The following is a 19,830-nucleotide window of genomic DNA, read 5'->3' as shown; positions in this document are numbered from 1 at the left end:
GAAAACAAGGGTCAGAATAACTCATTTGTTTTCGGGAGACAGTTTGCAGGATAAAAGAAATAGTTCGTAAAATACTTATGAAAAGTAAATGAAAAGAATGCATATAAAAAGAATAAATAGGGTGCTAATATCGGTGACATGCTTACTAATAAGCCTATGCCCTATTCTTAATCAAGCTCAAGAGCATCCAAATCTGATTTTAACCAAAGCAGGGGTAGAAAAAATCAGGGCCGAATTGGGTAGTATTCCCATTTTTGACGCAACCTTGGAACAAGTGAAAGAAGAGGTTGATGCCGAAATAGCTCTTGGCATTGATACGCCAATCCCAAAGGATTATTCAGGTGGTTACACACATGTAAGACACAAGCGTAATATGGTAGTCATGCAAAAAGCAGGTGTTTTATACCAAATTTTGGATGACGAAAAATATGCTAAGTACGTAAAAGACATGCTAATGCAATATGAAGGAATGTATAGAACATTACCGTTGCATCCTAAAACAAGGTCGTACGCCAGGGGTAAATTGTTTTGGCAATGCCTAAACGATTCCAATTGGTTGGTTTATGTTAGCCAGGCTTATGATTGTATTTATAATTATTTAAGTAAAGCCGAAAGAAAGAAACTAGAAAAGAATCTTTTTAGACCATTTGCAGATCATATTTCAGTGGACAGTCCGCAATTTTACCAAAGAGTCCATAACCATAGTACGTGGGGTAATGCAGCTGTTGGTATGATTGGTTTGGTAATGAATGATAAAGAGTTGATTGATCGGGCCCTATATGGTATCAAAGGTGTGAATTTGGACAAAACAGCAAAAGATGATGATGGTGGTTTTTTGAATAAAGATGGAAAAGCTGGTTTTTTAGCCAATATAGAAGAACCTTTTTCACCAGATGGCTATTATAATGAAGGTCCGTATTATCAGCGTTATGCCATGTATCCATTTTTGATTTTTGCTGAAGGGCTACACAACGTAAAACCTGAATTGAAAATTTTTGAATATAAAGATGGTGTTCTTTTAAAATCGATCAATGCGCTATTGAATTTATCTGATGCAGATGGGGATTTTTTTCCGCTTAACGACGGACAAAAAGGAATGTCTTATTATAATGATGCTTTGGTTACAGCCGTTGATATTTCTTATTATTTCGGAAATCAAGATCCAGGCTTGTTAAGTATTGCGGCAAAACAAAACAAAGTCTTGTTAGATGATTCTGGTTTGGCAGTTGCACTTGGTATAAAAAATGGAAAAGCCAAGCCGTTCGACAAAAAATCAATCAACTTAACCGATGGTCCGGATGGAAATCAGGGAGGTGTCGGTATTTTACGAAGTGAAGATTTAGAACTTGTTTTTAAATATTCAGCCCAAGGTTCAAGTCATGGTCATTATGATAAATTGTCCTTTTCGTTCTATGAAAAGGGGGATGAAGTATTGCAGGATTACGGATTGGCACGTTTTGTAAATATTGAACAAAAAGGTGGTGGCAACTATTTAAAGGAAAATAAAACATGGGCCAAACAGACTATTGCCCATAATACGTTGGTGCAGAATGGGAAGTCCCACTATCAGGGTAAATTTGATATTGGAAGCAAGTATCATCCAGATTTGTACCTTTTTGATGCATCTAAACCCGAGATACAATTGGTAAGTGCTAAGGAAACAAATGCCTATCCCGGAACGGAAATGCATAGGACCATGGCCATTATTAAGGAAGAAGGATTTGAAAAGCCATTCTTGCTTGATATATTCAAAGTAAAATCAGATAGTGTAAATCAATATGACCTACCCTTTTATTTTATGGGGCAAGTATTAAAAACGAATTTTGAATACGAGGTTCCGCAAATACTTGAGCCTTTAGGGAAAGATAATGGATATCAACATTTATGGTCGGAAGGCAGTGGGCACCCAATAGGGGAAAACACCAAATTAAGCTGGTTGGATAAAGGGAGTTTCTACACCTTAACGTCGGCGACATTGAAAAATGATGAACTAAGCTTTGTTAGAATAGGGGCGAATGACCCTGAATTTAACCTTAGAAGAGAAGCAGGTTTTCTAATTCGGAGAAAAGAAGTTCAAAACAGTCTTTTTGTTTCGGTGGTTGAAGCACATGGTAGTTATAGCCCTGTATCGGAATCTGCTGTGAACTCCAATAGTAATATTGCAGCGTTGAAAGTGGTGTTGGATACAGTGGACTATACAGCTATTTCAATTACTACTATAAAAGGAAATACTAAACTATTTATTATTGCAAATACGAACGCTTCTAAAGAAGCGAAACATACATTGAAAATAAATGAAAAGAATTACACTTGGGTGGGTTCTTATTATTACAATTAAATTAATCATAAAAAAATAAAAAAATGAAGCGATTTAGTGAGAAATACGTCATTTCTAAAGAATTGGAATGGGAAGAACTTGGAGGAGGAGTGTCAAGAAAGTTCTTAGGTTACGATAACCAGATCATGATGGTAAAAGTAAAATTTGAAAAAGGGGCATTAGGAGCGCCGCACCAACATTTTCACACACAAGCTACCTACTGTGTTTCGGGTAAATTTGAGTTTGAAATTGATGGGGAGAAGAAAATTGTGGAAGCAGGCGATGGGGTTTATATAGAGCCAAATTTATTACATAGTGCGGTTTGTTTGGAAGAAGGAATGCTGATTGACACCTTTAGCCCTGTAAGGGAAGATTTCTTGAGTGGTGGTGCGGTATCTTATTTTGGTGATAAAGAGTCTTAACATATAATAAAAACCTGCTATTCTGATTCGAGTAGATTTTATGGAATAACTTATTTTACTGGATTGTTTTACGTATTTCGTAAAATAGAAAGGGCTAAAATCCAATCCAAATTAAATTTTAACATTTAATTTGGGTTCGGATTTTTTTTTAACACATTAATAACATATATTTGGTTATCCAAATTGGTCAACCAGTTTGGATAACCAAAAAACTAGATAAAATTATTACTAACTCACACAAAATCAATTTTCAATGAAACTGGATAGATAAAACAAAAAAAGGATAGGTGCCAGCCTATCCCTTTCTAAATGGTCACTTCTTTTCAGATAGAAGTAAATCGTTAGAACATGTAATGCTTCACAAAACATGATTTCTGCAAAATTAACCAAAATTCATGGATTTTTCAGTAGCGTCATGCTAAAGTAAAGTAAGGGCTTTGAGATTTAATCATCTCATTTATCAATACTGTTTAAAGTATTGGTTAATAAAAATTATGAACTTAATAAGATCACAAATGAATTTAAAATCAAGATTAATCTTAATGGTAGTGTTGCTTTTCAATGCTACATTATTCGCACAGGATAGCTATGAGCTTTCAGGTACGGTAACCGATGAGGCCAATGTTCCCATCCCAGGTGTAAACGTTGTAATATTGAACACAACAAGGGGAACGGCAACCGATTTTGATGGGTTGTACCAAATTGGTGTAAGTAGTGGGGATGTATTACAGTTTTCGTATTTAGGTTATGTTACCGAAACTGTCATTATTTCTGACCAAAAGAAATTGGACGTTATTTTAAAAGAAGATGCCGCTCAATTAGAGGAGGTTGTAGTTATTGGTTATGGTACTCAAAAGAAAAGTCATACTACGGGTTCCATTTCTAAAGTTGTAAATGATGATTTGGATCAAATAGCATTGGCAAGGGTCGATGATGCACTTGTTGGTCAGGTATCGGGTGTTAATATCCAAGCGACTGATGGTGAAGCTGGTTCTGCTCCTACTATCAGTATAAGGGGTGTTGGCTCAATGGCCGGTGATTCTACTCCTTTGGTTGTTGTTGATGGTGTTATTGTAGATGCGGATTTCTTGGGTTCATTGAATATGAACGATGTACAATCTTTTGAAATTCTTAAAGATGCCGCTTCTTCAGCCATTTATGGGTCAAAAGGAGCTAATGGTATTATCATGATTTCTACTAAATCTGGTTTGGAAGGCAAGACAAGAATCAATTACAGTACTTTCACAGGTTATAAAGAAGCTAGGCATAGTGACGCGTATACATTTTCAATTGCAGAAACTGCTGCGGCTGAGTTGGCAGCCACAGGAACGCTTTCTGATAGAACCAGATATAAGCAATTGATCGGTGTTGATCGCTCATGGCAAGATGTTATTTTTGATGGAGGTACTATTACCAGTCATTCCTTAACCGCCAGGGGTGGAAATGATAAAACAAAATTCAGTACTGGTTTAAATTATAGTCATGATGAAGGTGTTTTATTAACAGATGATTTTAAGAAGTATGGACTTCGACTTAAGGTAGACACAAAAATAAATGATAAGATTACTGTAGGAGCGAACTTTTCACCTTCTTATACTAATAGAAGACGTTTTGACGGTTCAACCCATGATATTTTAAGACAGACGAATTGGCTACCTGTTTATCATGATGCCAATACGATTCAATTCCTGAATAGGGTCAGAGATGGAGGGGTGTATGCCGATGTTCAAATCGGAGATTATGCCTTGCAACGTCATTTCGATGATTATGATTTGGTTACAGGAACCCCTGTTGTAAGTGGTACTGACATCAGTAATACTTCAAATACCAATCCTGCGGCGAAGGTTTTGGAACGTGATAGAAGAGATAAAAAATTCAAGTTATTCGGTAGTGTTTATGGAGACTATGAGATAATTGATGGCTTGAACTTTAAAACTACACTTTCTGGTTCTTACCAAGATACCAAGAGAACTAGGTGGCAGGGTGTTGAATCTAACAGAAATGGTGCTTCCGCGGCCTCAATGAATGAAATTGGTCAAAGGGAAATTTATCTTATCTCTGATAATTTCTTCTCATATAACAAATCTTTCGGTAAACATGATTTCAGTGCTATCTTGGGTGTATCCGCAGAAACTAGAAAATGGTCTTTTTCAACCATTACAGGTACGGGATATACTTCTGACGATGTGAAGCAAATTGTAAATGCCACTACAATATCGGATGCTGACGCTTTTGAATGGGAGAAAAATACCATTGGTTATGTTTCTAGGTTCAATTATGCCTATGACAATAAGTATTTGGCATCTTTGAGTTTAAGACGAGATGGTAGTTCTATTTTTGGTAAGGATTTTAAATATGGTAACTTCCCAGCAGCTTCCATTGGTTGGAATGTTGCTAATGAAGATTTTCTTGCTAACAGTGAAGTTGTAAGTAGTCTTAAATTAAGGGCCAGTTACGGTGTAACCGGTAACGATAGGTTAAATACTGGTAGTGTGGATCCTGATAGTAGCAGTAGTACTAGTAATTTAAGTACGGGTAATGTACTTGTCGATTATTATCCTTCCCTTGCTTTATTGGGGGCGACAACTGCGGTTGTAGATGGTAATTTAACAGGAGGGTTCAATGCTTTAAACATTGCCAATGCAGATCTTCAGTGGGAACGATTGATAGAATTTAACCCTGGTGTTGATTTCGGATTCTTTAAAAATGCAATTTCAGGTTCCCTTGATTATTACAAAAGAACTAGTGATCAATTACTGTTGGATAACCCTGTTTCTGTAACAACTGGTTTTGATAGTGCATTGGTCAACCTTGGAGAAGTCCAGAATGAAGGTTTTGAACTTGAACTTCGTACTCGAAATATAACTCAAGAGAATTTCAGATGGTCGTCAACCTTGATCGCTACTACTAACAAAAACACATTGGTCGATTTTGCGGATTCAAATGGTCAAATAACAAATGTGGATAGTAAAAGGGCTGCTGAATGGATCAATTTGGAAGGTCAGCCTATTTCAACCTTCTATGGTTGGGTAGTTGATAGGGATATTCCCTTGGAATATATCAATGATCCGTATCACCCTATTGGTGGTGAGGCTCAAGACGTATACGTTAAGGATTTAAATGGTGATGGTATTATAGATGATGAAGATAAGGCGGCATTAGGTGATCCTTACCCAGAGTTGGTTTGGAGTTTTACGAATGATTTTAAAATCGGGGATTTCGATTTAAGCTTTATGTTCCAAGGATCACACGGAGCGGAAGTTAGAAATATGGGAGATCAATACATCTTCAACCATTTCAATAGCTCCCAAGATTTTGATCCAGATATAACTCCGGATCAGGAATTCATAAAAGAGAAAATATTTACCGATGACATCATTCAAGATGCTTCATATATCGCACTTCGTAATGTTAATGTCGGGTTTACTTTTCCAAGTGATTTTGTTTCTAAGTACGGAATATCCAAACTTAGGATATACGCTGCCGGACAGAACCTTATGTATAAAACTGCTGATGATTATACCGGTTTTAATCCAGAATCAATTGATAGAACAAGTCCTACGACCTATGGTTACCAAAGGGCTGGTTCGCCAATATATCGAACCATTTCAATAGGTCTAAATCTTGATTTCTAATTAAAACAATAATAAATAATACAAATATTATGAAACAAATAAAGATTATAGTATTGCTTTTATTAGGAGTAGCTGTTTCATCCTGTGAAAGTGATTATTTAGAGCCAGTACCCTCTTCCGGTACAACCGCTGATAGTTATTTTAGCGATGCTGATGAGGTATATACCGCGGTAATAAATATGTATGATGGTATTCAAGGGACAAATTCAACTGACACAGATGATAACCACAGTGTTATGTATGAGTTTTATCTTACCGAAATGCGAAGTGATAATACACGTACTAAAAGTAGTGAGGGGGAATCAGCTCAATTTGAGAGTTATAACGTTCAGGCAACCAATGGTATTGTGAAGGATTATTATTCCAGTTTTTATAATATCATTTATAGGGCCAATGTAGTTTTGGATAATTTGGATGTAATTGAAGATGCTGGTATTTCTTCGGCTTATGAAGGAGAGGCTAAGTTTGTTAGGGCCTATGCCTATTTTAACTTAGTTAGATTGTACGGAGATATTCCTTTGATTGATAGAGTTATCTCTCCCTTAGAAACCGATGTGCAATTTACAAGGGTTGCATCGGCTACTATTTACGAATTGATAGTTAGTGATTTATTAACGGCAGTTGAAACATTGGATAATACTTATAGAACAAGGGCATCAAGAGCTGCTGCCCAAGGATTGTTGGCAAAAGTTTATCTAACATTGGGAAATTATACCCAGGCACGTTCTTTATGTGAGGACGTAATTGGAAGTGGGTATGAATTGGAAGACAATTTCAAGGATGTATTTTATAATGAAACCAATTCAGAGGTTATATTCTCCGTTGGTTATATATCGGATTTAGATGGGGATAGCCAAAATTTTTCAGCAGAATGGTTGAATGCGGTTGGTAGAACCAGTGGGGTAAATTATGTTACTGATGAAGCTGTAGCTGCTTTGGATTTATTAGGAGGTAACAGAACAGCATATTCATATAGACCAGACCCAAGTCAGGCCGGACAATACCAAGTGGTAAAATATTTACCGAATGGGGATGAAGACCTTGGTATAGATCCTGTGTCTTCAGATCCTACGTTGGCAGGTAACGATTGGATTGTTCTTCGACTGGCAGATGTTTTGTTGATGCATGTAGAAGCAATTATGGCTGGTGCTGACCAAACGAACGATGCTGATGCTTTGGCTTCTTTCCAGAAAGTTAGGGACCGTGCAGGTTTGACCGAGACTGTAGGTCTCATAACAAAACAAGATTTATTGGATGAGAGAAGGGTTGAACTGGCTTTTGAAAACCAAAGATTTTTTGATTTGGTGAGGTTTGGACAGGCAGAATCTGTTTTATCAGCTTTCTCGGCTGCAAATAATTATGGGTATTCATCTTCTGATTTGTTGTTGCCATTACCTCAGAATGAGATTAACTTGGGCAAAGGTGTGCTAACACAAAATCCAGGATATTAAAAGCATTCAATTAATTTAAAATAATGATTATGAAATATAATAAGCTAATAAAAAGACCATTCAATACTTCGGTATTGATGGTCTTGACAACTATAATTTCACTTTCTGTGATTTCTTGTGACCCCACTATTTCTTCATTGGAATATGACTTGGCGGAATCAAATTCAAAAACTGATGAAACACCGCCGAGTGCTAGTTTTTCATCAACGGTAACGGATGATTATTTGACATATACTTTTGCAAATTCTTCATCTAGTGCAACGGATTATTTTTGGGATTTTGGCGACGGTAATATTTCTACCGATGTTGATGGGATGAACACATATCCTGCCGAGGGTACTTATACGATTACTTTAACAGCAACAGATAAGTTGAACGTAACCAGTACATATTCAGAAACCATTACAGTGGTTGAACCAGAAGAACCACCCGCAATTGATCCTGAAATTCTGAATGGTGATTTCTCCGCTGGTCAGGATGATTGGAAAATTGCCGCGTTTACTGGTGGAACAACTAGTGCTTTCAATGCAAGTAGTGATGGTGATCCGTTAAATTATGATGGGTCCGATTCAGGTTCGACCAAAACTCCTGGGGCTAAATGGACAAGCTCTACATCTGCAGGTCCTTCAGTTAGTGAGGCAACAAGATATGCATACCAAGCTATCACGGTTACTCCGAATACGGATTATGTTATTGAATATAGCCATGCGATTAAGACTGATAAGGACGATATAGAAGGAGGAGACAGGGTAATTGTAGAGATACTTGATGGTCAATTCAGTGATGGGGTTGATGCAGTAGCAAGTTCTGAAGCCGGTGCACTTGTTCAGGTTGTTGGTGATGTTGCTAATGGAAAAGGGGATTTTAAAATAATGACCGGTCAATTTACCTCTAATGCTACAGGACAAGTGTCCATATGGATTTATGCCATAACGAATGATGAATTATACGTTGATAATGTAAAAGTGTATCCTTCAGAATAAGTAAATAAATGAAGATTACTTTAAATCCTATATTAATCATTCTCATTTTCACATTGACTTCTACAAACGTTGCTTGTCAAACGGCTAGCAACGTTGTAGAAAATGAAGTCAAAAAAGAAAGGAGAGTGAAGAAAAAAAAATATAAGTTATCAAAAATTGATTTGTCCCATTGGAAAGTAACCATTCCCGAGGGTAATGGTAAAGGTGGTGCAATAAGTGTAGAACCACCAGATATTTTGGAGTATGCGACCAATGAAGTTTTGAAGCCTTTTATGTATAATGACTCATCTTCAGGGGCTTTGGTTTTTCATGCTTACCCAACAGAAGCGACAACTGCAAATACGAAGTACTCAAGATCTGAACTTCGGGAGCAAATGGTTCCAGGGAATGATAATGTAAATTGGACTTTTGGTCAAGGCGGAATTTTGAAGGCTAAAATTGCAATGGATGAGGTTTCTAAGGATAAGGACGGAAAGTATCATAAGGTAATTATACTACAGATTCATGGTCGTTTAACCAATGAACAGCGAAATTTAATTGGGCAAAAAGACAATAATGCTCCCCCAATGTTGAAGATATATTGGCAAAATGGTAAAATTAGGGTAAAGACCAAAGTTTTGAAATATCCTGACGTTACCACGGAAGAAGGCTTACTATATGAAGAAGCTTGGACCGATGATAAAGGTTTTACTTTCGAAGAGGAAGTTGGTTTTAGGAAATTTACAATAAATGTCACGGTTAGCGATGGTAAAATGGTAGTATCCTTAAATAATAATGAGTTTGCTGTATATGACGACAGGAATATTAAAAAATGGGGAGTATTCGAGAACTATTTTAAAGCTGGTAATTATTTCCAATCTAGAGATCAAGGGTCTTTTGCAAAGGTCAAGTTTTATGATTTGGAAGTAAAGCATTAAGTTAATTGAAAATGTTAAGTCGAAAAAGTATAAGTTTTGATTAGTAGTTGAGTTAGTTTGAGTTTTTGGCAGTGCTGGTCCTTTTTTGGACCAGTACTCCAAATTTTAAGATTAACAACAGATTTTTTTGAACCCTTAGTGTTCTATTTATGTTGGATTAATTGTTTAATTTTAACAAACCAATCTGGTTAACCAATTTTGTTAAAATGATTATATGAAGTTAGAAGTACTTACAAAAGCAGAAAACAGGGAAGTTCAAAAAGATATTATCACGAAAATTCGTGACTTGATCACCTTTAAAAACTTGGAGCCAGGTGATAAGCTTCCGTCAGAACGAATGTTAGCGGAAAAATTTGGGGTAAGTAGAAGTAGTTTAAGGGAAGCCATACAAAGATTGGAGTTCTATGGGCTATTGAAATCCAGACCTCAGAGCGGGACATTTATTGCCGATATTGGGCCAATCGCCATGAAAGGAATGCTTAAGGATATTCTTGAATTGGAAACCCCGGATTTTAAATCCCTTGTTGAGACACGAATTTTATTGGAGTTGAAAACCTGTAGATTGGCAGCTTTAAGACGAACCGATGAAGATTTGGCGCAAATGAAAATTGCATTGGATGCTTATGCCGCAAAGGTAGAAAATGGAGAGGATGCTGTTCAAGAAGATTTATTGTTTCATTTATCCATAGCGAAAGCGAGTGGTAACAGTACAATGAATACGTTTATGTTGATCATAACGCCTGAGATTATCACTAATTTCGAGAAATACCATGTGTGTAATGTGAATAGGGCGGCATTAGGTATACAGGAACATAATGATATTTATGAGGCGATTAAAAAACAAGACCCAAAATTGGCCAAAGAAAAAATGAAAGTACACTTTAAAATGTTGTATCAGTATTGTTATAATATTGAATGAAAACTTGTCTAAGGAAAAAGATAGAATCTCGCACTTTTATCTTTTTTAAGTTTAAACAAACTGGGAAGGTAAATAATTTAGATCAGTTTTAGTTGCTAAGTCAGTTTCTGGCTTAATAGGACTCCGCGATTAAATAGATACTCAAAAAATAAAATAATAGAATATGAAAGTAAAGGGATTAAGATGGGTGATTATTGGGCTGATATTTTTGGCCACGGTTATTAATTATATTGACCGAAGTGCACTTTCAATTATGTGGGGAGGTGAAGATGTAGAGGGCTCAATTGCTCAATCTCTTGGTCTTACAAAGTATCATTATGGATTAATTTCCAATGTATTTATGGTCGCTTATGCTTTAGGTCAACTTTTCTCCGGTAAATTATTTGACAAAGTAGGAACGAGAATTGGTTATGTGATCAGTATAGGGGTTTGGGGTATATCCTCTTTTTTACACTCTACGGTTAGAGGATTCTTTTCCCTTGCTTTTTTCAGAACCACTTTAGGGTTATCTGAAGCTGGGAATTGGCCAGGAGGTGTAAAAAGTAATGCTGAATGGTTTCCAATTAAGGAACGGGCAATTGCTCAAGGATTATTCAATGCCGGAGCTTCTATTGGATCCGTCATAGCCCCACCGTTTATTGCGACATTGTTCGTTGCTTTTGGGTGGAGAATTACGTTTATGGTAGTAGGTTCTTTTGGGATACTTTGGATTATTCCATGGTTGCTAATTAATAAAGCGGGTCCGAAAAAACACCCTTGGATTACAAAAGAAGAGCAAGATTTTATTCTTGAAGGTCAAAGTTTGGCCGATCAAAATGCAACAGAGGATACTAAAGGTAAAAGCTTAAAGGAAATTCTTTCATTCAAAGAGTCTTGGGCCGTAGTAGTCGGTCGATTCTTTTTAGAACCTATTTGGTGGATTTTTGTCACTTGGATGCCCATTTATCTTTTCGATATTTATGGATTTAACGTCAAGGAAGTAGGTATGTTCCTTTGGTTGCCTTATGTCGGTGCCGCATTGGGAAGTATTATCGGAGGGTATGTTTCAGGTAAAATCATTGCGAAAACGAACTCAATAGATAAAGGAAGAAAGACGACGATTTTAATTGGTGGTGTAATTATGCTTGCCGGATTAATTGCGACCGTACTTATAGGGGATACCGCCGAAAAATTTGTAGCGATTGTATTTTTTGTATTGTTCGGGTTCCAATTTGCCATTAGTAACGTTCAAACATTACCAAGTGATTTCTTTAGTGGAAAATCTGTGGGATCGTTAGCGGGATTAGGAGGAATGATCGGTGTTTTATCCGTTATTATCATGAACTTCTTGGTTCCGGTAATTGTAGATAACTACTCTTATACACCCATTTTTGTTGTAATTGGAATATTTGTCCCGCTAGGTGTTGGTGCCATTTATTACTTCGCAAGAAAAATCGAGTCAGTAGAAAAATAACAGAATTATAAAATAATAAATTTTTAAAAAAATGAGCAAGTCAGAAGGAAAAGTAGCAGTAATTACAGGAGCAACCGGTGGTATTGGTTTCCAAGTAGCGAAAAGATTGGGAAAAGACGGGTATACCGTTGTCCTTAATGGTATTGAAGATGAGGAAGGAGCCAAAAGAATAGAAGAGCTTAAGGCTGAAGGTATTACTGCTGAGTACTATGGTTTTGATGTTACAAAAGAAGAAGAAGTTACATCCAACATCACTAAAATCGGTGAAAAATACGGTAAAATTGATGTGTTGGTAAATAATGCCGGTGGTTTGGGCGGAAGATCAAGATTTGAAGAAATGACTACAGAATTTTACAGATTTGTCATGGCATTGAACCTTGATTCAACTTTTTTCGCTTCAAGAGCGGCCATTCCATTCCTTAAAAAAGGGGAGAACGCCTCAATTATTAATTATACTTCAATTGCCGGGTGGAATGCTGGAGGGCCAGGTGCTGGTATCTATGGTACGTCCAAAGCTGCTGTACATGCTATTACAAGGGCTTTAGCAAAAGATTTGGCAGAATATGGAATTAGGGTTAATGCAGTATCTCCAGGTACTATCGATACACCTTTCCATGCGCAGATCAAATCAACCAAACCGGAAGTTTTCGCTTCATGGAAAAACAATATTTTGTTGGGTAGATTAGGACAACCTGAAGAAGTAGCTTCGGTGATTTCATTTTTGGTTAGTGATGACGCTTCTTTCCTAACGGCTGAGACCATTCAAGTAGGTGGGGGCCAAGGCTTAGGAATTTAAATTTAGAATAGAGAACTTAAATTCAGTTTAAAAAAAGAATAAAATAATCCGATTTTATATGAAAAAAGTAGTCACTTTCGGAGAGATAATGCTAAGATTGGCACCTCCAGGATTTTTAAGGTTTTCCCAAGCCAACAGTTTTGATGTGGTTTATGGAGGAGGGGAATCCAATGTAGCGGTCTCTTTAGCAAATTATGGTGTACCCGTAGATTTTGTAACACGACTTCCAAAAAATGACATTGGAGAGTGTGCCCTTATGGAAATGCGCAAGCGTGGTGTTGGGGTCGATAAGATCGTTTATGGTGGTGATCGTCTAGGAATCTATTTTTTGGAAACAGGAGCCGTTAGTAGGGGTAGTAAAGTGGTCTATGACAGGGCCCATTCCGCTATTAGTGAAATAAAATCAGGAATGATCGATTGGGATGCTGTATTCGACGGGGTAGAATGGTTCCATTGGACAGGTATTACACCGGCAATTTCACAAGGGGCAGCCGATGTTTGCCTTGAGGCCGTTAAGGTTGCTAGTGAAAAAGGGATAACCATCTCCACAGATTTGAATTATCGTGCTAAATTATGGAAATATGGCGGTGATCGTGAAACGATTATGACCGAGTTGACTTCATATTGTGATATTATCCTAGGAAACGAGGAGGATGCTGAAATGCATTTCGGAATTAAACCAGAAGGTATTACGGTTCAGACCCAAGGTCATGATGTAAAAGCGGAAGCCTTTTTGTCTGTATGTAAGCAGATGATGGAGAAATTTCCACGTGCCAAAAAAGTGATTACCACACTTCGTGGATCTATTTCGGCGTCACATAACACTTGGGCAGGAGTTTTATATGATGGTAAGAAAATGTATGAGACCCGTCAATATCAGATTACTGATATCGTAGATCGTGTAGGTGGCGGAGATTCGTTCATGGGTGGTCTGATTTACGGATTGTTGAAATATCCTGAAGATGATCAAAATGCCTTGGATTTTGCCGTAGCAGCTTCCTGTTTAAAACACACTATTAAAGGTGATGCCAACTTGGTGACCGTGGCCGAGGTAGAAAAACTAATGGGTGGTGATGCATCTGGTCGTGTGGCCAGATAAACAGCACATATGATTCTATGACTTTAAACGATTCGTTTTAAAATGGCCAATGGTAAATCGGTATTGATTATTTGTGGGGGAGGGCCCGCACCTGGAATCAATTCAGTGATCAGCACGGTGGCCAAGGTTTTTTTAAAGGATGGTTATAGGGTTTTAGGATTGCACGAAGGGTTTAAAGGCATTTTCAGTGAGAATCCGGAAATAAAGGAATTTGATTTTGATCATGCTGATAGAATTTTTAGCCGAGGTGGTTCAACCTTGGTCATGAGTAGGTTCAAACCTAAAAACGAAAGTCTAAACACTAACCTGTTTTTAGATAACGATGTAAAACTATTGGTCAGTATTGGTGGTGATGATACCGCCTCTACTGCCAATAGAATTACTACCTACCTTGAAAAGGAAAACATTTTTATATCCAATATCCACGTTCCAAAAACAATTGATAATGACTTGCCTTTGCCGGACAGGAATCCCACATTCGGGTTCCATTCTGCCAAGGATGAAGGCGTACGGATCGGAAATACAACTTACGAAGATGCGCGTACGAGCCATAATTGGTTTGTTATGTGTGCCATGGGTAGATCAGCTGGTCATTTGGCATTTGGTATTGCTACAAGCTGTCATTTTCCAATGATGGTTATCCCAGAAATGTTCAATAATACAGATCTTACCCTTGATAAGGTAATTCGTCTTATAATTTCTTCAATAGTCAAGAGAAAAGTTAAGGGAATCAAGTATGGTGTGGCAATGGTGAGTGAAGGTGTTTTTCATTCCATGCCAAAATCAGAATTGGATAAAATAGGTATTAATTTCACTTATGATGACCATGGCCATCCTGAATTGGGTAATGTTAGTAAATCTCATATACTCAATGTACTTCTCCAAAAAGAATTGGGGAAATTAGGATTGAATGTTAAAAGTAGGCCGGTAGAGTTGGGTTATGAACTACGTTGTTGCAGACCGATAGGGTTTGATCTTACGCTATGTACCTTATTGGGCATCGGGGTAAAGAAGCTTTATGACCAAGGACTTAGTGGCTGTATGGTGAGTGCAAACTCCAGAGGGGAAATAACCCCAATGTTCTTAACCGATATGCAAGATGTGAGCGGTAAAATACCCCCAAGATTGGTCGATATAGAATCCGAATTTGCACATCTATGTTTTCAGAATTTAGATTATTTAAAAGAGAACGATTACGAAGCTGCTAGGAAGTATGTAAATGAACCTTCAGCATACGATTTTAAAAAAATATTAAACAAAAAATAAGTATATGGCACAATATTCAAGAATTGAAGTGGCAAACGTGATGAAAGAAACAGGCATGGTGCCTTTGTTTTACCATCCGGATATTGAATTGGGTAAAAAAGTATTGAAAGCTTGTTATGACGGTGGAGCCAGATTAATGGAGTTTACAAGTCGGGGTGATTTTGCCTTTGAGATTTTTGGTGAATTGAACAAATATGCCATTGCGGAACTTCCCGGAATGATTTTGGGCGTTGGTTCAATTACCGATGCAGGGGCGGCTTCTTTATACATGCAATTAGGTGCGAATTTCATTGTTACCCCTTCATTACGTGAAGATATAGCGATAGCCTGTAACCGTAGAAAAGTATTGTGGTCACCGGGCTGTGGTTCTTTGACCGAGATCAATAGGGCAGAGGAATTGGGATGTGAGATAGTGAAATTATTCCCGGGATCAACCTATGGTCCTGGATTTGTAAAGGCAATAAAAGGTCCTCAACCATGGACAAGTGTTATGCCAACTGGTGGTGTTTCAACCGAAACTTCCAACCTTAAAGGTTGGTTCGAGGCTGGTGTTACTTGTGTAGGCATGGGATCGCAATTGATCAGTAAGGATGTACTCGCCAATAAAGATTATAAAGGTCTGGAAAAAGCAGTTCGCGAAGCTTTGGAAACTATAAAAACAGTAAGAAAGTAATAGTACAAGAACCAGAGCAAGTAATTGATTTGACCATAATTGCTTGCTCCGGATATAGATTTTATTATCATGGGTCTTGCTTCCATGAAAACGTAGATAATCAGTAAGGCTATCATTGGCAAAAAGCATTTTTATCATAAACATCAAAAGAGCGTTGTTTTTTTGACAAGAATCAGGAAAATACCAATTTACCATAGTGATACCATTTGTTTTTTTCATAAGAAGTAGGTCTTACCCACTATATTTTTGAAATTTTGGAATTGGATCCGATCAGGTACGGAAGTATGCAAATGCATATCTTTGTGCCAACATTTATTAATTGAAAACAATGAACATGAAAAAACCCTCAATAGGATTTATCGGCCTTGGCCTTATGGGAGCTAACATGGTTGAAAATCTACAGAATAGAGGTTATCAACTATCCGTTATAGACTTAGATAAGGAAGCAGTCGCCACCGTTGTCGCTCGTGGTAATGCCAGTGAAGCGGTCTCGCCAAAAGAATTGGCTGAAAAAAGTGATATCGTAATGCTTTGTCTGACTACTTCCGCTGTTGTGGAGAAGATCGTTTATGGCGATGATGGTATACTGGCAGGAATAAAGGAAGGCGCGGTTTTGATTGATTTTGGAACATCGATTCCTTCGTCTACCCGTAAGATCGGTAAAGATCTTGCCGATAAAGGTGCCGGTATGATAGATGCTCCCCTAGGTCGTACACCTGCGCACGCTAAAGACGGACTGCTAAATATTATGGCAGCCGGGGATAAAGAAACTTTCGAGAAAGTAAAACCTGTTTTGGAAGAGCAAGGTGAGAACATATTCCATTTAGGAGCCTTGGGTGCCGGTCATACCACAAAGTTGATTAATAATTTTATGGGTATGACTACCGTGGTAGCTATGTCACAAGCATTCGCAGCAGCGAAACTAGCTGGAGTCGATGGACAACAATTGTTTGATATCATGTCTGCCGGACCATCGAATTCGCCGTTCATGAAATTCTGTAAAAACTATGCCGTGGATAACGTAAGTGATTTGGGATTCTCGATTGCCAATGCCAATAAAGATTTAGGTTATTTCGTACATATGATGAAAGATCTAGGTACGGTTTCCAAGATTGCGGAGGCTACTTCGTCTAACCTTCAGGCTGCTTTTGATGCGGATATGGGTAGTGGTAATGTTCCTGAAATCTTTGATTATTTCTTAAAATTACAGAAATAGTTTCTTTTTGATTTTATTGGGTTTTGTTTTGATCTTTTTTACTTGTTCAAAACAAAATCCAATAAGAATAATTTATGCTATGAACAACTAATACGTTAGAATTAATTTGTATTGTTCGTAGCTTTTTATAAGAAGTACAATATTATTGAAATAGCCCCTAGAATTCTTTTTTCAAATTTCTTTAGCTGTTACTTTAGAAAATAATCTTCTATGATTATTTAATTACCGCGACTGCATAATGTCCAATGAAGAATTTGGGCATTCAATTCTCCAGAGCTATAACTTGAATTCAGGATTTGGTAAATCCTGAAGCGTTTAATAGGGTAGATGCCTTTTGTTTAAAACTTGGATTATTAATAGCAAAAACTACAAGTACTGCGATTATCTTTTTTCTTAAATAACCTTATAATATGTTTTATAATTTTTCTAACAAGAAACAAGATATTACAGGATGGATAGAACAAAGGCAATGCGTAACTTTAAGGTCACAAAAATGAACGTGATTAGACCCTTTATGTACAATTGTTTAGTTGGTTGGTTAGTTCATTTGGCATAAAACCCAGAAATTTGAAGAAGTGCTATAGATTCATATAGTCGTTGCCCATAAAAATTAAAATTTAACGAATCTGGAAATGGATAAAAAAGTAATAGTGTTAACGGGGGCCGGTGGGGTTCTAATCAGCGCATTGGCCAAGGCCTTTGCTAAAGAAGGTCATAAAATTGCGGTTTTGGACCTAAAAAAGGAGGCCGCTGATAAGGTGGCTGAAGATATAAACTCCCATGGTGGTACTGCCATAAGTGTGGTTGCCAATGTTTTGGAGAAAGATTCCCTTGAATCTGCCAAAAAGGAGGTCAATAGTCAATTGGGGCCATGCGATATTTTGGTGAATGGAGCTGGGGGCAACCATCCCTTGGGAACAACAAGCAACCCGTATTTGGAAATAGAGGATCTGAAGAAGACCACAGAAGGGTTTAAAACTTTTTTCGATTTGGACATCAATGGTATCCAATTCACCTTTAATCTTAATTTTATCGGTACGCTTTTACCTACCCAGATTTTTGCGCAGGATATGGTCGGTAGAAAGGATTGCAGTATTTTGAATATATCTTCCATGAATGCCTTTACACCTTTGACCAAGATACCGGCTTATAGTGGTGCAAAAGCTGCTGTTTCCAATTTTACCCAATGGTTGGCAGTGCATTTCTCAAAAGTAGGGATACGCGTTAATGCCTTGGCGCCTGGATTTTTCCTAACCGATCAAAACAGGGCTTTGTTGTTAGGTGAAGATGGTGAGTTGACCCCAAGAGGGAATACGATTATCGGTCAGACACCCATGGGGCGTTTTGGTGAACCAGAGGATTTAATAAGCACGGCCTTATGGCTAAGTGATAAGGGTGCCGCTTTCGTTACCGGTGTGGTAGTGCCTATAGATGGTGGTTTTAGTGCTTTCAGTGGTGTTTAATAATATAGAATAATGAGTATGACTTTAGAACAGACTTGGAGATGGTATGGGCCAAATGACCCTGTATCCCTTTCAGATATTAGACAGGCAGGTGCTACCGGAGTGGTTACCGCCTTACATCATATTCCGAACGGAGAGGTTTGGACCGTTTCGGAAATTACTAAAAGGAAAAATGAAGTTGAAGCTGCTGGGCTTACATGGTCGGTCGTTGAGAGCGTACCGATACATGAAGCAATTAAAACCCAAGCAGAAGGTTATTTGCAGTATGTTGATAACTATAAGGAGACCTTGGCCAATTTAGGTAAATGCGGTATCGATATCGTTTGCTATAATTTTATGCCTGTTTTGGATTGGACAAGAACCGATCTTGAGTTCCAGGTAGAAGACGGTTCCAAGGCATTACGGTTCGAAGCTGCTGCTTTTGCTGCATTTGAATTGTTTTTGTTGAAACGTCCCGGAGCAGAAAAAACATATTCAGAAGAAGAAGTTGCTGCTGCTAAAAAATATTATGATGGTTTGTCCGAAGAAGGAAAACAACAATTATCAAATAATATCATAGCAGGGCTTCCAGGTGCTGAAGAAGGATATTCCTTAGAGGAGTTCAATTCTATTTTGGCTACTTATGATGCTATTGATGGGGTGAAATTAAAGAAACATTTGTTCGAGTTTTTAGGGCATATCATTCCAACGGCTGAAAAAGCAGGGGTTTTAATGTGCATACATCCCGATGATCCTCCTTATCCCATTTTAGGTTTACCAAGGGTGGTAAGCACCGAACAGGATATTGTTGAGCTTTATAAGGCTGTTGATAGCCCAAATAACGGACTCACCTTCTGTACAGGGTCTTTCGGCGTTCGAAAGGATAACGATCTACCGGGAATGGTTGAACGTTTGGGTAGTCGTATTCACTTTATTCACCTTCGTAGTACACAAAGGGATGCCAATGGAAATTTTCATGAGGCAAATCATTTAGAAGGTGATGTTGATATGTACAATGTTATGAAGGCCTTGATCGTAGAACACGAAAAACGAAAATCATCTGGTAGAAAAGACTTGCGTATGCCAATGCGTCCCGATCATGGTCACAAGATGCTCGATGACCTTCGAAAAAAGACCAACCCGGGATATTCGGGGATTGGCCGTTTAAGGGGATTGGCAGAACTGCGCGGACTCGAATGGGGTATACGTAAAGCCCTCTTTAACGAATAATTTTTATAGAA

The 19,830-nt window shown here is 37.8% G+C and carries 15 protein-coding genes; all 15 read left to right on the top strand.

Annotation, left to right across the window (positions count from 1 at the left end):
- Nucleotides 1-97: 97 nt before the first annotated feature.
- The 15 genes from GJ691_RS00500 to uxuA all read left to right on the top strand — a co-directional run bounded on the left by GJ691_RS00500 (nt 98) and on the right by uxuA (nt 19,819).
- A complete protein-coding gene (locus GJ691_RS00500; RefSeq protein WP_154362669.1) occupies nt 98-2,338 on the top strand; it encodes an alginate lyase family protein in 2,241 nt (746 codons plus the stop codon).
- A 23-nt stretch (nt 2,339-2,361) separates the two neighbouring features.
- Complete coding sequence (locus GJ691_RS00495) at nt 2,362-2,739, top strand: cupin domain-containing protein (RefSeq protein ID WP_154362667.1); 378 nt, start codon at nt 2,362-2,364, stop codon at nt 2,737-2,739.
- Between the two features lie 515 nt (nt 2,740-3,254).
- The gene (locus GJ691_RS00490) at nt 3,255-6,374 is read left to right on the top strand and encodes a SusC/RagA family TonB-linked outer membrane protein (protein WP_154362665.1); all 3,120 of its coding nucleotides are present in this window, start codon (nt 3,255-3,257) and stop codon (nt 6,372-6,374) included.
- A 29-nt stretch (nt 6,375-6,403) separates the two neighbouring features.
- Complete coding sequence (locus GJ691_RS00485; protein WP_154362663.1) at nt 6,404-7,825, top strand: RagB/SusD family nutrient uptake outer membrane protein; 1,422 nt, start codon at nt 6,404-6,406, stop codon at nt 7,823-7,825.
- Nucleotides 7,826-7,854: 29 nt separating this feature from the next.
- Nucleotides 7,855-8,808 carry a PKD domain-containing protein gene (locus tag GJ691_RS00480; protein WP_179954984.1) on the top strand — a complete coding sequence of 318 codons (954 nt, stop codon included), beginning with the start codon at nt 7,855-7,857 and terminating at the stop codon, nt 8,806-8,808.
- An 8-nt stretch (nt 8,809-8,816) separates the two neighbouring features.
- On the top strand, nt 8,817-9,725 hold the full coding sequence (locus GJ691_RS00475; protein ID WP_154362659.1) for a polysaccharide lyase family 7 protein: 909 nt from the start codon (nt 8,817-8,819) through the stop codon (nt 9,723-9,725).
- A 214-nt stretch (nt 9,726-9,939) separates the two neighbouring features.
- On the top strand, nt 9,940-10,644 hold the full coding sequence (locus GJ691_RS00470) for a FadR/GntR family transcriptional regulator (protein ID WP_154362657.1): 705 nt from the start codon (nt 9,940-9,942) through the stop codon (nt 10,642-10,644).
- Nucleotides 10,645-10,807: 163 nt separating this feature from the next.
- Nucleotides 10,808-12,097 (top strand): MFS transporter, encoded by a 1,290-nt coding sequence (locus GJ691_RS00465; protein ID WP_154362655.1) that lies wholly within the window; start codon nt 10,808-10,810, stop codon nt 12,095-12,097.
- A gap of 31 nt (nt 12,098-12,128) precedes the next feature.
- Nucleotides 12,129-12,893 carry an SDR family NAD(P)-dependent oxidoreductase gene (locus GJ691_RS00460; RefSeq protein ID WP_154362653.1) on the top strand — a complete coding sequence of 255 codons (765 nt, stop codon included), beginning with the start codon at nt 12,129-12,131 and terminating at the stop codon, nt 12,891-12,893.
- 58 nt (nt 12,894-12,951) lie between these two features.
- The gene (locus GJ691_RS00455; RefSeq protein WP_154362651.1) at nt 12,952-13,992 is read left to right on the top strand and encodes a sugar kinase; all 1,041 of its coding nucleotides are present in this window, start codon (nt 12,952-12,954) and stop codon (nt 13,990-13,992) included.
- Nucleotides 13,993-14,034: 42 nt separating this feature from the next.
- Entirely contained in the window at nt 14,035-15,258 is a 1,224-nt protein-coding gene (locus GJ691_RS00450) for a 6-phosphofructokinase (protein WP_154362649.1), read from the top strand.
- Nucleotides 15,259-15,262: 4 nt separating this feature from the next.
- Nucleotides 15,263-15,931 (top strand): bifunctional 4-hydroxy-2-oxoglutarate aldolase/2-dehydro-3-deoxy-phosphogluconate aldolase, encoded by a 669-nt coding sequence (locus GJ691_RS00445; RefSeq protein WP_154362647.1) that lies wholly within the window; start codon nt 15,263-15,265, stop codon nt 15,929-15,931.
- Nucleotides 15,932-16,265: 334 nt separating this feature from the next.
- A complete protein-coding gene (locus tag GJ691_RS00440) occupies nt 16,266-17,147 on the top strand; it encodes an NAD(P)-dependent oxidoreductase (RefSeq protein ID WP_154362645.1) in 882 nt (293 codons plus the stop codon).
- Nucleotides 17,148-17,779: 632 nt separating this feature from the next.
- Complete coding sequence (locus GJ691_RS00435) at nt 17,780-18,610, top strand: SDR family oxidoreductase (RefSeq protein ID WP_154362642.1); 831 nt, start codon at nt 17,780-17,782, stop codon at nt 18,608-18,610.
- 18 nt (nt 18,611-18,628) lie between these two features.
- A complete protein-coding gene (gene uxuA / locus GJ691_RS00430) occupies nt 18,629-19,819 on the top strand; it encodes a mannonate dehydratase (protein ID WP_154363667.1) in 1,191 nt (396 codons plus the stop codon).
- Nucleotides 19,820-19,830 lie beyond the last annotated feature (11 nt).

This window comes from Maribacter luteus (assembly GCF_009674825.1).
Lineage (GTDB): Bacteria > Bacteroidota > Bacteroidia > Flavobacteriales > Flavobacteriaceae > Maribacter_A > Maribacter_A luteus.
This window is presented reverse-complemented; position numbering and strand designations above follow the sequence as displayed.

Coding starts and splice junctions, on each gene's coding strand:
- GJ691_RS00460 (WP_154362653.1), top strand. CDS start 12,129: ATGAGCAAGTCAGAAGGAAAAGTAGCAGTAATTACAGGAGCAACCGGT.
- GJ691_RS00500 (WP_154362669.1), top strand. CDS start 98: ATGCATATAAAAAGAATAAATAGGGTGCTAATATCGGTGACATGCTTA.
- GJ691_RS00435 (WP_154362642.1), top strand. CDS start 17,780: ATGGATAAAAAAGTAATAGTGTTAACGGGGGCCGGTGGGGTTCTAATC.
- GJ691_RS00475 (WP_154362659.1), top strand. CDS start 8,817: ATGAAGATTACTTTAAATCCTATATTAATCATTCTCATTTTCACATTG.
- GJ691_RS00470 (WP_154362657.1), top strand. CDS start 9,940: ATGAAGTTAGAAGTACTTACAAAAGCAGAAAACAGGGAAGTTCAAAAA.
- GJ691_RS00485 (WP_154362663.1), top strand. CDS start 6,404: ATGAAACAAATAAAGATTATAGTATTGCTTTTATTAGGAGTAGCTGTT.
- GJ691_RS00445 (WP_154362647.1), top strand. CDS start 15,263: ATGGCACAATATTCAAGAATTGAAGTGGCAAACGTGATGAAAGAAACA.
- GJ691_RS00440 (WP_154362645.1), top strand. CDS start 16,266: ATGAAAAAACCCTCAATAGGATTTATCGGCCTTGGCCTTATGGGAGCT.
- GJ691_RS00465 (WP_154362655.1), top strand. CDS start 10,808: ATGAAAGTAAAGGGATTAAGATGGGTGATTATTGGGCTGATATTTTTG.
- uxuA (WP_154363667.1), top strand. CDS start 18,629: ATGACTTTAGAACAGACTTGGAGATGGTATGGGCCAAATGACCCTGTA.
- GJ691_RS00455 (WP_154362651.1), top strand. CDS start 12,952: ATGAAAAAAGTAGTCACTTTCGGAGAGATAATGCTAAGATTGGCACCT.
- GJ691_RS00490 (WP_154362665.1), top strand. CDS start 3,255: ATGAATTTAAAATCAAGATTAATCTTAATGGTAGTGTTGCTTTTCAAT.
- GJ691_RS00450 (WP_154362649.1), top strand. CDS start 14,035: ATGGCCAATGGTAAATCGGTATTGATTATTTGTGGGGGAGGGCCCGCA.
- GJ691_RS00480 (WP_179954984.1), top strand. CDS start 7,855: ATGAAATATAATAAGCTAATAAAAAGACCATTCAATACTTCGGTATTG.
- GJ691_RS00495 (WP_154362667.1), top strand. CDS start 2,362: ATGAAGCGATTTAGTGAGAAATACGTCATTTCTAAAGAATTGGAATGG.